Source organism: Pseudoclavibacter sp. RFBG4, assembly GCF_002931515.1.
Lineage (GTDB): Bacteria > Actinomycetota > Actinomycetes > Actinomycetales > Microbacteriaceae > Pseudoclavibacter.
Genome location: NZ_PSYC01000034.1, coordinates 1 through 14,878 on the forward strand (window position 1 = coordinate 1; position 14,878 = coordinate 14,878).

Here is a 14,878-nt window from a genome sequence, read left to right on the forward strand (position 1 = left end):
GGCAGTCAGGCGTGGGGGGCCGTTGAGGCGCGGGCGACGAGTTCGGGGGTGAAGCGGATGTGCTCGGGGGTCGAGGTCGGGTCCCGGGCCGCGGCGACGAGCAGGTCCATGGCCTTCGAGCCGATGAGGTGCGCCGGCTGGTGGATGGAGCTGAGCGAGGTCGACGCGAAGGCCGCGAAGTCGATGTCGTCGTAGCCGATGAGCGCGATGCTCTCCGGCACTGTCGCGTGGCTCGTGCCCTGGAGGCTCTGCAGGAGCCCGAGCGCGAGCATGTCGTTCGCCGCGAAGACCGCGTCAGGGAGATCGGCGCCGTCGCGCTCGGCGAGGAGCAGCCCCGCCCGCCTGCCCTCTGACATGGAGAGCGCATCCGTCGCCAGCACCTCGAGCGTCGCGTCCGGGACCTCGCGCACCGCGTCGCGGGCGCCCTCGAAGCGGTCGGTGACCTGCTGGATCTCCATCGGCCCGCCGAGGAACGCGACGCGGCGGTGCCCTGTCTCGAGGAGATGCTCGACGGCGATGCGGCCGCCGGTGCGGTCGTCCACGGCGACGGACGGGTAGCGTTCGTCGGCGCTCTCGCGGTCGACGAGCACGACGGGGGTTCCGCGCTTGTGGAGCCGCTCGAGCTGGGGCATGTTGGCGGCCATGGGGGTGACGAGCACGCCGAAGACCCGCTGCTCCTCGAAGAGGCCGAGGTGGGTGCGCTCGCGTTCCTCCTGCTCGTCGCTGTTGGCGACGAGGACGGAGAAGCCGAGCTCGGCGGCGCGCTCTTCGGCGCCTCGCGCGACCTCCGTGAAGAACGGGTTGCGGAGGTCGAGGACGATGAGGCCGACGGTGCGGCTCTCGCCGGCGCGCAGCTGCCTGGCGGCGTCGTTGCGCACGAAGCCGAGCTCCTCGATGGCCGACTGCACCTTGTCGACGGTGGCCTTCGAGACCTTCTCTGGGTGGTTCAGCACGTTCGAGACCGTGCCAACGGAGACGCCTGCGAGTGTCGCGACGTCGCGCACGCTGACTGCCATGGGCCTCCTTCGGTGTACAGCGATGCTAGGGCACGCGGGGTCTGCGGGGCGGGTGCCTCGCTCGTGGGCGGCAACTCCGAAGGCCACGGAGGCTCGCCGCTCAGGCCTCGTCGAGCAGACGGGTGATGTGTTCGGCGCGGAGCGGCGAGTCGGAGAGGAGGATGCGCCAGCGCCACGTCGCGCCCTCGCCGGGCCCCAGCCTCCACTCCTCGTGGAAGAACGGGGCCGCGCAGAGCATGGGGGTGGCGTCGTTCCGCACGAACCACGGGGTGGGGGAGACCGGGTTCGCTGGATGCGCGCCCATGACGACGGTCGCGGGTCCGCTCTCGAGACCCAGCCAGGCGGCTTCCGCGCCGTGCAGGGTGGCGTCCGGGTCGGCGGGCAGCAGCGGCGACAGCGGGCGCGCGCCCGAGAAGCTGGGGTGCAGTCGCAGGAACAGTCCGCCGTAGCCGGCGTCCGGGCGGCCGGCGGTCGTAGGCGAGCCGAACGCGAGCTCGGCGTCGCGGAGGTTCGTCCAGCGGCTGCTGACATCGAGGACGCCGACGCTGCGCCCGTCGTCGTCGCGGATGCTCGCGTCGAGCATCCGCTCTTCCCGCAGGAACGCGGAGCCGTCGGCCTCGCGCCACGTGAGCCGCGTGCCGTCGACCGGCTGCGTCTCGTCGACCGTCTGCGAGCCGTTGTTGTCGAGCTGCACGTAGCCTCGACCAGCCACCCAGGTCACGCCGCCCCACAGGTTGACGTCGTGATCGGCGTCGCCGATGCGGATGTTCGCGACGGTCACGGAGAGGCCCCAGTGCCAGGTGTGGTCGGCGGGCCGGAAGTCGCTCACGACGGCGCCCGCGGGGGTGCGCAGCGGATGCACGTAGGGGCGGGGCGACTCGATCGGCAGCGCGCTCGGGTCGCGGTGCACGACCGTGCCGAGGCCGAAGGGCAGCTCTTCGCGGGAGGGGGAGCTCATGACCGGCGCTCGTCGCGCACCTGCGCGGACATCTGTCCGCGCAGCTCGCCTGACTCCCTGACCTCACGGAGGGTGACGGCGGCCGAGCGCTCGCTCGACGCGTAGAGGGCGGCCACGATCTCCATGGACCTGGCGGGCGCGGAGGCGACGTCCGGCAGCGCGGCACCTGCCGCGAGGGAGGGGTAGACGGCGTCGATGTACGCGTCGTGCCCGCTCGGCCGTTCGGCCGCGGGGAACGCCCAGCTGCTCGGCGCATCCGCCCCCGGGCGTGGGGTGATGCGCCAGTTGGCGTGCCCGTGCCCGTAGAGGTGCTCGAGCTCGACCGTCGCGAGTTCGGTGTCGATGCGGATGGAGCTCACCTGCCTGGGCGAGACGGCGCTGGTCATCGCCGTCGCGACGACGCCGGACTCGAAGCGCAGCACCGCCGTCGAGACGTCCTCCGTCTCGATGTCGCGCGCAAGGCGCCAGGTCTGGCCCTGCACCTCATCCACCTCGCCGAGGAGGTAGGCGAGCAGATCGAGCTGGTGGATGCCGTGGCCGAGGGTCGTCCCGCCGCCTTCGTTCGCCCACGTGCCTCGCCACGGCGCGGCGAAGTACGTGTCGTCCCTGAACCAGAAGGTGTCGCAGCGGGCGAGGAGCGGGCGCCCGAGGTGGCCGTCGTCGAGGAGGCGCTTGACGTGCGCCGTCGCGGTGCCGGTGCGCTGCTGGAAGACCACGGCGAGGTTCCTGCCCGCGGCCTCGCCGGCTGCGACCATCCGGTCGACGTCGTGGAGGGTGAGCGCCGGCGGCTTCTCGACGACGACGTGAGCCCCGCGCGCGAAGGCGTCTTCTGCCTGGGCCGCGTGCCCTGCCGGCGGAGTGCAGAGGTGCACGACGTCGAGGTGCCCGTCTGGCAGCGAGGTCGCGGAGCGCGGGATGCCGTACTTCTGGGCGAAGGCGGCTGCCCGGTCCGCGTCGACGTCCACGGCGACCACCACCTCCGCGTCGTCCCTGGCGGCGATCGCCTCGGCGTGCAGTCGAGCGACGTCGCCGGTGCCCACGATGGCTGCGTGCATTCTCGTCATGGTGTCCTCGTCCCGTCGTGATGCAGTCTCGCCGATGTCGGCGCGTGCGGTGTCCTCGATGCCGGTCGAGGCCGCCCCCGCGCGGGGACGGCCTCGGTCAGCGCTCCTTCGGGTCGCTTCAGTCGTGGTTCTCGATGTCCTTGCCGCGCGTCTCCGGGGTGAGGAGGGTCGCGAGGGCTGAGACGGTGGCGATTGCGAGAGTGAGCCCGCCGACGACGAGCGGCACGTTGTCCGAGCCCGGAGGGGCCACGAACGTGAAGATCGAGGGCAGGAAGGCGACGATCATGAGGCCGACGTTCTGCGAGATCGCGAAGCCGGTCACTCGGGTCTGCGTCGGGAACAGCTCCTGGAAGAACGTCGCGAAGGTGGCGTTCCACATCTGGAAGAGCACGCCCATCATGAGGATCGCGAGCACGATCGTGAGCACGAGGTTGCCGGACTGGATGGCGGTGAGGTAGCCGATCGCGACGAGCCCGGAGCCGAAGGAGCCGACGATCATGAGCGTGCGGCGTCCGATCTTGTCGGAGAGCATGCCGAAGACGGGGATGACGATGACGGCCGCCACGTTGGCGATGAGCGGCACCCACAGGAACGTGGAGGCAGGCATCGCGACGCCGTAGGCCTCCTGCGTCGCGAAGCTCGTTCCGAAGACCAGCGTCGTGACGCCGGCGACGTTGGCGAGGGTCATGAGGATGGCGCGGAAGACCGTCCAGCCGTTGTTCTTGAAGAGCTCGACGACGGGCGCCTGGCGGTTCTGGGCCTGCTGGACCGCGAGCGAGCGGGTGTAGGCAGGCGGCTCTTCGACGTGCTTGCGGATGAGGAAGCCGGCGAGGACGACGACGGCGCTCAGCATGAACGGGATGCGCCAGCCCCACTCGATGAAGGCTTCGTCCGTGAGGACCGCGGTGAGGGGGATGAACACGGCGGTCGCGATGATCGAGCCGGCCTGGGTGCCCTGCAGGCCGAAGCTCGCGAAGAACCCTCGTCTGCCGGCTGGGGCGTGCTCGACGATCATGGCGCTCGCACCGCCGAGCTCGCCGGCGACGGCGAAGCCCTGGATGAGGCGCAGGAACACGAGGATCAGGGGCGCCCAGAGGCCGATCTGGTCGTAGGTGGGGAGGAACCCGACGGCGAGCGTCGAGAGGCCCATGAGGAGCATCGCGATGACGAGCACGTTCTTGCGGCCGTGCTTGTCTCCCCAGTTGCCGAGCACGATGGCTCCGATGGGGCGCGCGACGTAGCCGACGGCGTAGGTCGCGAGCGAGGAGATGAGGGCGACGGTGGGGTCGCCGGTCGGGAAGAAGACGACGGGGAAGACCAGGGCCGCCGCCTGCGAGTAGAGCGTGAAGTCGTAGTACTCGAGGACGCTGCCGATCCATCCGCTGAGCGCGGCCTTGCGGGGCGTCTTGCCCTCGTTCTCCTGTGACACCGCACCAGTGTCACTCTGTGTTCTCGTCATTGAAAATCCTCGTCATCTTTGACCATGTTCGATATCCCACTCGGAGTGGGTAAGCGCTTTCCACTTTGCCACTCGCTCTGAAACGTGTCAAGTGCGATCGCGACGAAGGTCTCAACCCGCCGCCTGCGCCCGTGAGCGCTCCGCCCAGCGCCAGGCCAGGGCGGTCACGATCACGACTGCGACGCCGATGGCCGTCTCCAGGACCCTGGCCAAGAGCAGGGTGAGATCGGGCTGCGGGTGCGCGAAGTCGAGCATGACCAGCGCCAGCGGGGTGACGAAGACGAGGGCGAGTCCGTAGTTGCGCACGACGAACAGCTCCGCGCACATCTGCAGCACGCAGATGACCGCGATCGTCACGAGCGGAGGCAGGTCGACGGCCATGATCAGCCATGCGACCCCGACGCCCGCGATGGTCCCCGTGAGGCGGTGGCCGGCCCGCACCAGCTGCTCGTCGGGGCCGGAGGTCGCGAGCGCGGCGGCGGCCGCGACCATGGCCCAGTAGGGGTAGTCGAGCCCGAGAGACGTGGGGATGAGTCCCGCGACGCCGACGACGAGGCCAGCGCCCACTGCCGCGCTGGCGTCCAGCCTCTCGGGTCGAGTCGGGGTGGCGGATGCTCGTGCCCGGCGCTCGAAGTCGCGGGCGGCTGGCCGGGTCAGGCCCGCGATGCCGACGATCAGGGCGAACGCGGCCGACGCGGCGGCCGTGCCGGCCGCGAGGAGCGCATCCGCCTCGCCTCCCGGGATGGACGCCGTCGCGGAGAGCGCGAAGACGGGGAAGAGCGCGCCAGTCGGCTTCCATCCGAACCTCTGGGCGGCACCCGTGATGACCGCCGCGTAGACGGCGGTCGCCGGGAGGACGAGCCACTCGCGCTGCTCGGAGAGGCTCACCGCGGCGCCGACGCTGACGGCGCCGACCATGCCGATGGCGACGCCGCTCTGCAGGCGAGCGCGGATCACGTGCGAGTGGCTGCGCCCGTAGAACGAGACGAAGGCGCCGAAGGTCGAGTAGAGCGCGAGCTCGACGTGCCCGATGCTCCACAGGATCAGAAGTGGGACACCCACGGAGATGCCGGCGCGGATCGCGACGCGGTGGGCGCCGTTGTGGGGGCCGAGGTCGAAGAGGCGGCGGGGGTGTGGCAGCTCGGCCATCGGGTGGGTTCGTGTCATGTGCGTGCGATGGTCCCTGCTCGTGCTCTGTCCTGGAATGCGCTTTCCGAGGGTAGTGGATGCGGGTTTCGCCCGTGTTCACGCGGATCTTCCGCCGGGCTCGCCACGGCGAGCCTGCGTGAACCGCCGCGCGTGCTTGACACGATTCACTCCGGCTCGTAATCTGAGATCACTGAAACGATTCAATACGGTTCGGCGCGAACAGGCATCCGCCCTCGCCCGCACACCGTGAATCGAGTTCCCGAAGCCGTGGACGACGTCGTTCGGCCCGGGAGCGCATCCGCAACCGACCAACGAAGGCGACGAACCGTGAGCATCCTCTCCGCAGACCAGCTTGCAGCGCTCGAAGGACAGGGCATCGAGCTCCCGTCCTGGGCGTTCGGCAACTCAGGCACCCGATTCAAGGTGTTCCAGACGGCAGGCACGCCGCGCGACCCGTTCGAGAAGATCTCCGACGCAGCCCAGGTCAACACGTACACCGCGCTCGCCCCGAGCGTGGCCCTCCACATCCCGTGGGACGTCGTCGACGACTTCGGCGCGCTCCGCAAGCACGCCGAAGACCTCGGCGTCGAGCTGGGCACGATCAACTCCAACACGTTCCAGGACGACGACTACAAGTTCGGCGCCCTCACGCACGAGGACGCAGCGGTGCGCCGTAAGGCCATCGACCACCACCTCCGCTGCATCGACGTCATGGACGAGACCGGATCGCGCGACCTGAAGATCTGGCTCGCCGAGGGCTCCAACTACCCCGGCCAGGCCGACCTGCGCGGCCGTCAGGACCGCCTGCACGACTCGCTGCAGGAGATCTACGCCCGAATCGGCGACGACCAGCGCCTCGTGCTCGAGTACAAGTTCTTCGAGCCGGCGTTCTACCACACCGACGTTCCGGACTGGGGCACGAGCTACGTGCAGGTCGCGGCCCTCGGCGACAAGGCCATGGTCTGCCTCGACACCGGCCACCACGCGCCCGGCACGAACATCGAATTCATCGTCATGCAGCTGCTGCGCCTCGGCCGCCTCGGCTCCTTCGACTTCAACTCGCGCTTCTACGCCGACGACGACCTCATCGTCGGCTCGGCTGACCCGTTCCAGCTGTTCCGCATCCTCGCCGAGGTCATCCGCGGCGGTGGGCTCAACAACCCCGACGTGGCCTTCATGCTCGACCAGTGCCACAACGTGGAGTCGAAGATCCAGGGCCAGATGCGCTCCGTCCTCAACGTGCAGGAGATGACGGCCCGCGCGTTGCTCATCGACAAGGACGCCCTCACGGCGGCGCAGAAGTCCGGCGACGTGCTCGTCGCACACGAGATCTACATGGACGCGTTCTCGACCGACGTGCGCCCCGCCCTCGCCGAGTGGCGCGAGTCCCGCGGCCTGCCCGCGAACCCGCTCGCCGCGTTCCGTGCATCCGGGTACGAGCAGCAGGTCGCCGAGGAGCGCGTCGGCGGCGTCCAGGCCAGCTGGGGCGCGTAAGCGTCACCCCTCACCGACCTCACGAGCTTCGAAGGAACTGACATGACGAACCCAGCAGCAGCCGATCTCATCTCGCGCAGCAACCGCCTCGGCGAAGACCCGAAGAACACGAACTACGCGGGTGGGAACACCTCCGCGAAGGGCACCGAGACCGACCCGGTGACGGGCGAGCCCGTCGAGCTGCTCTGGGTGAAGGGCTCCGGGGGAGACCTCGGAACGCTCACCGAGCAGGGCCTCGCCGTGCTCCGCCTCGACCGCTTCCGCGCGCTCACGAACGTCTACCCGGGCGTCGAGCGCGAGGACGAGATGGTCGCGGCCTTCGACTTCTGCCTGCACGGCAAGGGAGGCGCGGCCCCGTCGATCGACACGGCCATGCACGGCCTCGTGGACGCGGCGCACGTCGACCACCTGCACCCCGACTCGGGCATCGCGATCGCGACAGCGGCCGACGGCGAGGAGCTGACGGCGAAGATCTTCGGCGACAAGGTCGTCTGGGTGCCCTGGCGCCGCCCCGGCTTCCAGCTCGGCCTCGACATCGCCAACATCAAGGACGAGAACCCGCAGGCCATCGGCTGCATCCTCGGCGGGCACGGCATCACCGCGTGGGGCGACACCTCCGAGGAGTCGGAGCGCAACTCGCTCTGGATCATCGAGACCGCCTCGGCGTACATCGATGCACACGGCAAAGCGGACCCCTTCGGCGGCGTCGTGAGCGGCTTCGAGGCGCTCCCCGCCGACGAGCGCCGTGCACGCGCGGCGGCCCTCGCGCCGTCGATCCGCGCCGTCGCCTCGCACGACGCCCCCATGATCGGGCACTTCACCGACGATGAGCGCGTGCTCGACTTCCTCGCGAGCGAGAAGCTCACCGAGCTCGCCGCCCTCGGCACGAGCTGCCCCGACCATTTCCTGCGCACCAAGGTCAAGCCGCTCGTGCTCGACCTGCCGACCACGGCATCCGTCGAGGAGCAGCGCGCTCGCCTCGAGGAGCTGCACGCGGCGTACCGCGCCGACTACAAGGCCTACTACGACAAGTTCGCGACGGCCGAGTCGCCCGCCATCCGTGGCGCCGACCCGCTCATCGTGCTCGTCCCCGGCGTCGGCATGTTCTCCTACGGCAAGAACAAGCAGACCGCCCGCGTCGCCGGTGAGTTCTACTTGAACGCGATCAACGTGATGCGCGGCGCCGAGGCGCTCTCGAGCTACTCCCCGATCTCCGACGAGGAGAAGTTCCGCATCGAGTACTGGGCGCTCGAGGAGGCCAAGCTGCAGCGCATGCCGAAGCCCAAGACGCACCAGGGCCGCATCGCCTTCGTCACGGGTGCCGCATCCGGTATCGGCAAGGCCATCGCGACCCGCCTCGCAGCCGAAGGCGCGTGCGTCGTCGTCGCCGACCTCGACCTCGAGAAGGCGCAGGCCGCCGCCGCCGAGCTCGGCGGCACCGACGTCGCGATCGGCGTCGCAGCGAACGTCGCGGACGCCGCAGGCGTGCAGGCTGCCATCGACGCGACCCTCCTCGCGTTCGGCGGCATCGACCTCGTCGTCAACAACGCGGGCCTCTCCCTCTCGAAGCCGCTCCTCGAGACGACCGAGAAGGACTGGGACCTGCAGCACGACGTCATGGCGAAGGGCTCCTTCCTCGTGTCGAAGGCCGCCGCCAAGGCGCTCATCGAGCAGAAGCTCGGCGGCGACGTCATCTACATCTCCTCGAAGAACTCCGTCTTCGCTGGCCCGAACAACATCGCGTACTCGGCGACGAAGGCCGACCAGGCCCACCAGGTCCGCCTCCTCGCGGTCGAGCTCGGCGAGCACGGCATCCGCGTCAACGGCATCAACCCCGACGGCGTCGTGCGCGGCTCCGGCATCTTCGCGGCAGGCTGGGGCGCCAACCGCGCCGCGACCTACGGCGTCAAGGAAGAGGACCTCGGCCAGTACTACGCGAACCGCACCATCCTCAAGCGCGAGGTCGTGCCGGAGAACGTCGCCGACGCGGTGTACGTGCTCACAGGCCCCGAGCTCACACGCACGACCGGCCTGCACATCCCCGTCGACTCGGGCGTCGCGGCGGCCTTCCTGCGATGACCGAGTCTGCTGCGCAGGGATCGAGCGCCGCGGGCCGGGGCGGGGCGGATGCGCCTCGCACGGTCGCGGCGGTCGATCTCGGAGCCACGAGCGGTCGCGTCATCACGGGCACGATCACGGACGGCGTGCTCACGATGCGCCACGAGGCGCGCTTCCCGAACAACCCCGTCCGCACACGCGACGGGCTGCACTGGAACCTCCTCGGCCTCTACCAGCATGTCCTCGACGGGCTGGCCGCTGCCGAGCGGGACGCGCCCGGCCAGATCGCGAGCATCGGCATCGACTCGTGGGCGGTCGACTACGCGCTGCTGCGCGAGGGTCGTGTCCTCGGGGTCCCGTACGCGTACCGCGACGAGCGGACCGCCCGGGGCGTCGAAGCCGTGCACGCCATCGCCTCAGCCGAAGAGCTCTACCGCCGCAACGGCCTCCAGCACCTGCCCTTCAACACGGTCTTCCAGCTTGCGACCGACGGTGAGCTGCTGGGCCTCGCCGACCAGCTGCTGCTCCTGCCCGACCTGCTCGCCTACTGGCTGACGGGTGCGCAGGTCGCCGAGCGCACCAACGCCTCGACGACGGGTCTGCTTCGCGCCGACACGCGTGAGTGGGATGCGGAGCTCGCCGAGCGCGTGGGGGTTCCCGCCAGCATCCTGCCGCACCTCGTCGACCCTGGTGCCGTGCTCGGCTCGCTCGAGGGCGAGGCGGCACGCGTCGTCGGGCGTGACATCGACGTCGTCGCGGTCGGCTCCCACGACACGGCCTCCGCGATCGTCGCCATCCCCAACGAGGGGCGCGACTTCGCGTACATCTCGTGCGGCACGTGGGGCCTCGTCGGCCTCGAGCTCGACGAGGCGGTCGTCACCGACGCCGCCCGCGAGGCGAACTTCACGAACGAGGGCGGCGTCGACGGCCGCGTGCGCTTCCTGCACAACGTCATGGGCCTCTGGCTGCTGTCGGAATCGCAGCGGCACTGGGAGCCGGCGGCGACGGACGCGCAGCGCTCGAGCACCCTCCAGCAGCTGCTCGCCGACGCCGCCCAGGTAGGCGGCGACGTGCCGATCTTCGACGTCAACGACCCCGTCTTCATGGCGCCAGGCGACATCCCAGGGCGCATCGCCGAGTGGCTCACCCAGCGTGGCCTCGAGGCACCGACGACGCCAGCCGGCATCGTCCGCTCGATCGTGGAGAGCCTCGCGCAGGCGTTCGCCGAGGCCGTCACGACAGCCTCGACCCTCGCCGAGCATCCGGTGAGCGTCATCCACATCGTCGGCGGCGGATCGCAGAACGCGCTCCTCTGCCAGGCGACGGCCGACCGATCTGGGATGCCCGTGCTCGCGGGCCCCGTCGAGGCGACCGCGATGGGTAACCTGCTTGTGCAGGCGCGCGCGCACGGCTGGATCCCCGACAGTCTCTCTGAGATCCGCTCCATCGTCGCCAGATCGACGCAGATCACCCGCTACGACCCGAAGATCACCCGATAGAAGCAAAGGCAGCTGCCCCATGGTGAAACGTCAAGCCCCCAAGCCCCTCGAGCTGCTCGAGCTCATGCAGTTCAAGAAGCCCGACCTCAACGGCCGTCGCCGCCGCCTCAACTCGGCGCTCACGATCGAGGACCTGCGACGCATCGCGAAGCGGCGCACCCCGAAGGCGGCGTTCGACTACACCGACGGCGCCGCCGAGGGCGAGCTGTCGCTGCGCCGGGCGCGCACCGCGTTCCGGGATGTGGAGTTCAACCCGTCCGTGCTGCGCGACGTCGCGAACGTCGACACGTCGAGCACCGTGCTCGGCGGGCCGATGGCGATGCCGTTCGCGATCGCTCCGACCGGGTTCACGCGCCTCATGCAGACCGAGGGCGAGACCGCCGGTGCCGGTGCCGCCGCCGCCGCGGGCATCCCCTTCACCCTGTCGACGCTCGGAACGACGACGATCGAAGAGGTCGCGAAGGTCAACCCGAACGGCCGCAACTGGTTCCAGCTGTACGTCATGAAGGACCGCTCGATCTCCTACGGCCTCGTCGAGCGCGCCGCGAAGGCTGGCTTCGACACGCTGCACTTCACGGTCGACACCCCCGTCGCCGGCGCCCGCCTGCGCGACAAGCGCAACGGCTTCTCGATCCCGCCGCAGCTGACCGTCGGCACGATCATCAACGCCATCCCGCGCCCCTGGTGGTGGATCGACTTCCTCACCACTCCGAAGCTCGAGTTCGCGTCGCTCGCGACGACGGGCGGCACGGTCGGCGAGCTGCTCGACTCGGCGATGGACCCGACGATCAACTTCGAGGACCTCAAGGTCATCCGCGAGATGTGGCCGGGCAAGATCGTCATCAAGGGCGTCCAGAACCTGGAGGACTCGAAGACGTTCGCCGACCTCGGCGTCGACGGCATCGTCCTCTCCAACCACGGCGGGCGGCAGCTGGATCGGGCTCCGATCCCCTTCCACCTGCTCCCCGCCGTTGCACGCGAGGTCGGCAAGGACCTCGAAATCGGCGTCGACACCGGCATCATGAACGGCGCCGACATCGTCGCGTCCGTCGCACTCGGCGCGAACTTCACGATGATCGGCCGCGCCTACCTGTACGGCCTCATGGCCGGCGGGCGCGAGGGCGTCGACCGCACCATCGCGATCCTCTCCGACGAGATCATCCGCACCATGAAGCTGCTCGGTGCGCACTCCCTCGAGGAGCTGAACCCGTCGCACGTCACGCAGCTGAAGCGCTACGTGCCGACGACGTTCATCGAAGCGGCCCCCGACCGCGTGTAGCCCGTGCGGTCTGCCCCGCCGAAGCTAAGCCGCGCGCATCAACGCGGCAGAGTTGTGGCCTGGTGCCGTTCCCTCTCCGGGGAACTGCACCAGGCCACAACTGTGCGCTCGGCCTGAACAGGGTGGGCTAGGCCCAGCCCCAGGCGCCATCAGGCCGGACGTTCAAGGCGCGGTGCCAGACGGTGGTGTCCGACGCTCGCAGGGCCTCTTCATCGACGGTGACGCCCCAGCCTGGCCGGTCGTCGCGCAGGTCCAGATAGCCATCCCGCGGGAGATAGGGATCCGGGCACCAGGTGGTGTCGTCGAACTTGTACTCGAGTGTCAGGAAGTTGCTGCAAGCGGCCGCGAAGTGCACATTGTGCGCGGTGGCCAACGGTCCCATGGGGTTGTGCGGGGCAAGCATGATGTTGTGCAGCTCGGCGACGGTCGCGATACGGCGCATCTGCGACAGCCCACCGACCACCGCGATGTCGGGCTGTGCGATGTCCACTCCGCCGGCGTTGAAGAGCGAGAGGAACTCGTGGGCCGAATAGAGGCTCTCGCCGGTTGCAAGCGGAACCCTGAGCTGACTCCGGAGGTGCCCCCAGGACGCGAAGTGCTCGGGTCTGAGCGGTTCCTCGAGGAACATCGGCTGGTAAGGGGCGAGCGCGTTGCCCAGCTCGATCGCCTTGTACGGTTCGAAGATCTGGGCGTGGGCGTCGAAGCCGAAATCCCAGCGTGGATCCGCGTGCTCTCGGATGTCGCCGAAGTACGAGGCCACCTCGTTCACGACAAGGCCCCATCTGCGCTCGTGGATGTCAGAACGCCACGGGCTCAGCTTGAAGGACGTGAACCCGTAGCGCTCGTTGAGCTCTGCGGTGCGGTCTCGAACGTCTTCCGGGTCTGGGGCCGCGTAGAGGCCGCAGTAGACGCTGACCCGGTCTCGCACGCGACCTCCGAGGAGGCGGTAGACCGGCACCCCGAGCGAGCGGGCCGCGATGTCCCACAGGGCGTGGTCGATCGCGGCGATGGCCGCCAGGCCGAGCGCGCCCGGTGGGAAGCGCGCCAGGCGCAGCATCTTCTGCGTGACGTGCTCGACTCGAGTCGGATCCTCGTTCTCGATCTGCTCGAGCAGGTACTGGAAGATCGGGAAGAGCGCCCCATCCGGCCCGTGGTTGTAGGCCTCTCCCCAGCCGGACACACCCTCATCGGTGTCGAGGCGAACGAGCACGCGGGGGCGGTCGCCGACGCGCGCGAGGAACGCCTCGAGGCCGACGATCTTCACGCGTTCGCCGCGAGGTCGACGCTCGGCTGCAGCTCGTGCTCGACCGACCATTCGGCGAGGATCCTCGAGACCCGCGCCGCGGTCGCCTCGTCGACCTCATGGCTGGGCGGACGCACGGCCTTCGAGCCGATCCCGAGCTGGAAGAGTGCCTCCTTGATGACGCTGACGTTGTTGGCGTTCGAGTCGAGTGCTCTGAGCTCCTCGAACTCGCTGATCGACTCCGTCAGGCGTCGTGCTGCGCTGAGATCGCCGGCTTGCAGCGTGCGGAGGAGTTCGAGGGAGAGTCGCGGGTTGACGCAGACGAGACCCGAGGTGAAACCGGTCGCACCGTGCGCGAAGTACGAGAGGGCGTACGGTTCGGCGAGCCCCGCGATCCAGACGAGGTGCGGAGCCGCGCCTTTCACTCGCGCGAACATGACGGGGTCGGCGACCGCGTACTTCACTCCGACCACATTCGGGCAGCGCGCCGAGAGCTGGGCGATCATGTCACCGGTCACCCAGGGGTTGCGGATGTAGAGCACGACGCCCAGCTCTGGGAGCGCATCCGCGATCGTCGCGTGGTAGTCGATCCAGCCTGCACGGGAGATATACGGATGCACCGGCTGATGGATCATCACCATCTCGGCGCCAGCGGCGGCGGCTGCGAGTCCGTCGGCGATGGCCGTCTCGGTGTCGAAGCCGACGCCGGCGACGATCAACGCGCGGCCGGCGGCGTGCGCGGCAACGGACTGAAGCACCTGCAGCCGCTCGTCGGGGCGAAGAGCGTAGAACTCACCCGTGTTGCCGTTGGGTGTCAGGACTCGCACGCCTGCTTCGAGCATCCGGTCGAGGACGACGCGGAGGTCGTCGAAGTCGACAGCCCCGTCGGTGAAAGGCGTCACGGGGATCGCGACGACGTCAGCGAGGCGGGCAGCGTTCTCATGCATCGTGTTCCTCCAGGAGGGAGAGGGCGTGTTCCGTGAAGCGTCGGATGTGGAGGTCGACGAGATGCTTGGCTTCGGCTGCGTCTCCTCGTTCGGCAGCTTCGAGGATCGCCACGTGCTCGTGAGCCTCATGGACCCAGGTGATGCCGTTTCGCCAGGCGGTCACGCTGATGAGAGCGGTCTGGTCGCGGAGGTCGTCGAGCATCGAGAGCAGAAGCGGGTTGCCGCAGCTTGCGTAGGTGAGGCGGTGGAAGTCGCGATTGGCGATGCTTCGCTCGGCGCTGTCGGCCGCCGCCTCCGAGCGCTCGAGCGCGACTCGTGCCGCCGCGAGGTCGATGCCGTTGGTTACGGCGAGTCTCACGGCCTCGGGTTCGAGGAGGCAGCGAACTTCGAAGACGGATCGTGCCATCTCGAAGTCGACAGACCTCACGACGGCTCCGCGGTACTCCATCATCGAGACCAGGCCGAGGCCCGCCAGCGTCTTGAGCGCTTCTCGCACGGGGGTCTTGGAGACCCCGAAGCTCGCCGCGAGCTCTGATTCGACCAGGGGCTGCCCAGCTCGAAGTGCTCCGGAGAGGATCGACTTCCTCAGTGATTCAACAACATGCCCCGTACGCGACAACGGCGTCGCCATCGGGGCCAAGGGTTCAAAGCTCATGTGGCCCTCCTTCGAGATGGACACTAGCACGATCTAATCGAGCATGTATGGTGTCTA

At 69.2% G+C, this 14,878-nt stretch carries 12 protein-coding genes; 4 read left to right on the top strand and 8 right to left on the bottom strand.

Annotation, left to right across the window (positions count from 1 at the left end; translation table 11 throughout):
- Positions 1 to 5: 5 nt before the first annotated feature.
- The 5 genes from C5E10_RS12870 to C5E10_RS12890 all read right to left on the bottom strand — a co-directional run bounded on the left by C5E10_RS12870 (position 6) and on the right by C5E10_RS12890 (position 5,664).
- The gene (locus tag C5E10_RS12870; protein WP_104331972.1) at positions 6 to 1,016 is read right to left on the bottom strand and encodes a LacI family DNA-binding transcriptional regulator; all 1,011 of its coding nucleotides are present in this window, start codon (positions 1,014 to 1,016) and stop codon (positions 6 to 8) included.
- A gap of 100 nt (positions 1,017 to 1,116) precedes the next feature.
- Entirely contained in the window at positions 1,117 to 1,974 is an 858-nt protein-coding gene (locus C5E10_RS12875) for a DUF6807 family protein (RefSeq protein WP_104331973.1), read from the bottom strand.
- Positions 1,971 to 3,038: a Gfo/Idh/MocA family protein gene (locus C5E10_RS12880; protein ID WP_104331974.1), complete on the bottom strand. Its 1,068-nt coding sequence runs from the start codon at positions 3,036 to 3,038 to the stop codon at positions 1,971 to 1,973. Before C5E10_RS12880 ends, C5E10_RS12875 begins: the two co-directional genes overlap by 4 nt.
- A 118-nt stretch (positions 3,039 to 3,156) precedes the next feature.
- Entirely contained in the window at positions 3,157 to 4,497 is a 1,341-nt protein-coding gene (locus C5E10_RS12885) for an MFS transporter (RefSeq protein ID WP_104331975.1), read from the bottom strand.
- A 111-nt stretch (positions 4,498 to 4,608) separates the two neighbouring features.
- Entirely contained in the window at positions 4,609 to 5,664 is a 1,056-nt protein-coding gene (locus C5E10_RS12890; protein ID WP_146080273.1) for an FUSC family protein, read from the bottom strand.
- 309 nt (positions 5,665 to 5,973) lie between these two features.
- Here C5E10_RS12890 and rhaI point away from each other — a divergent pair, with 309 nt between their 5' ends.
- Genes rhaI through C5E10_RS12910 form a run of 4 tightly spaced genes read left to right on the top strand, consistent with a single transcriptional unit; the run spans position 5,974 to position 11,976 of the window.
- Positions 5,974 to 7,140, top strand: a complete 1,167-nt coding sequence (rhaI, locus tag C5E10_RS12895; RefSeq protein ID WP_104244858.1) for an L-rhamnose isomerase — start codon at positions 5,974 to 5,976, stop codon at positions 7,138 to 7,140.
- A gap of 42 nt (positions 7,141 to 7,182) precedes the next feature.
- On the top strand, positions 7,183 to 9,219 hold the full coding sequence (locus tag C5E10_RS12900; protein ID WP_104301566.1) for a bifunctional aldolase/short-chain dehydrogenase: 2,037 nt from the start codon (positions 7,183 to 7,185) through the stop codon (positions 9,217 to 9,219).
- A complete protein-coding gene (locus tag C5E10_RS12905; protein ID WP_104331977.1) occupies positions 9,216 to 10,697 on the top strand; it encodes a rhamnulokinase family protein in 1,482 nt (493 codons plus the stop codon). The genes C5E10_RS12900 and C5E10_RS12905 overlap by 4 nt, the downstream gene beginning before the upstream one ends.
- A 19-nt stretch (positions 10,698 to 10,716) precedes the next feature.
- Positions 10,717 to 11,976, top strand: a complete 1,260-nt coding sequence (locus C5E10_RS12910) for an alpha-hydroxy acid oxidase (RefSeq protein WP_104244852.1) — start codon at positions 10,717 to 10,719, stop codon at positions 11,974 to 11,976.
- A 127-nt stretch (positions 11,977 to 12,103) separates the two neighbouring features.
- On the opposite strand, the gene C5E10_RS12915 is transcribed toward C5E10_RS12910, so the two are convergent.
- The 3 genes from C5E10_RS12915 to C5E10_RS12925 are packed head-to-tail and all read right to left on the bottom strand — an operon-like array spanning position 12,104 to position 14,821.
- Positions 12,104 to 13,291: a mandelate racemase/muconate lactonizing enzyme family protein gene (locus C5E10_RS12915; protein WP_308471717.1), complete on the bottom strand. Its 1,188-nt coding sequence runs from the start codon at positions 13,289 to 13,291 to the stop codon at positions 12,104 to 12,106.
- On the bottom strand, positions 13,237 to 14,166 hold the full coding sequence (locus tag C5E10_RS12920) for a dihydrodipicolinate synthase family protein (protein WP_104331978.1): 930 nt from the start codon (positions 14,164 to 14,166) through the stop codon (positions 13,237 to 13,239). The genes C5E10_RS12915 and C5E10_RS12920 overlap by 55 nt, the downstream gene beginning before the upstream one ends.
- Positions 14,159 to 14,821 carry a GntR family transcriptional regulator gene (locus C5E10_RS12925; protein WP_104331979.1) on the bottom strand — a complete coding sequence of 221 codons (663 nt, stop codon included), beginning with the start codon at positions 14,819 to 14,821 and terminating at the stop codon, positions 14,159 to 14,161. Before C5E10_RS12925 ends, C5E10_RS12920 begins: the two co-directional genes overlap by 8 nt.
- Between the last annotated feature and the right edge of the window lie 57 nt (positions 14,822 to 14,878).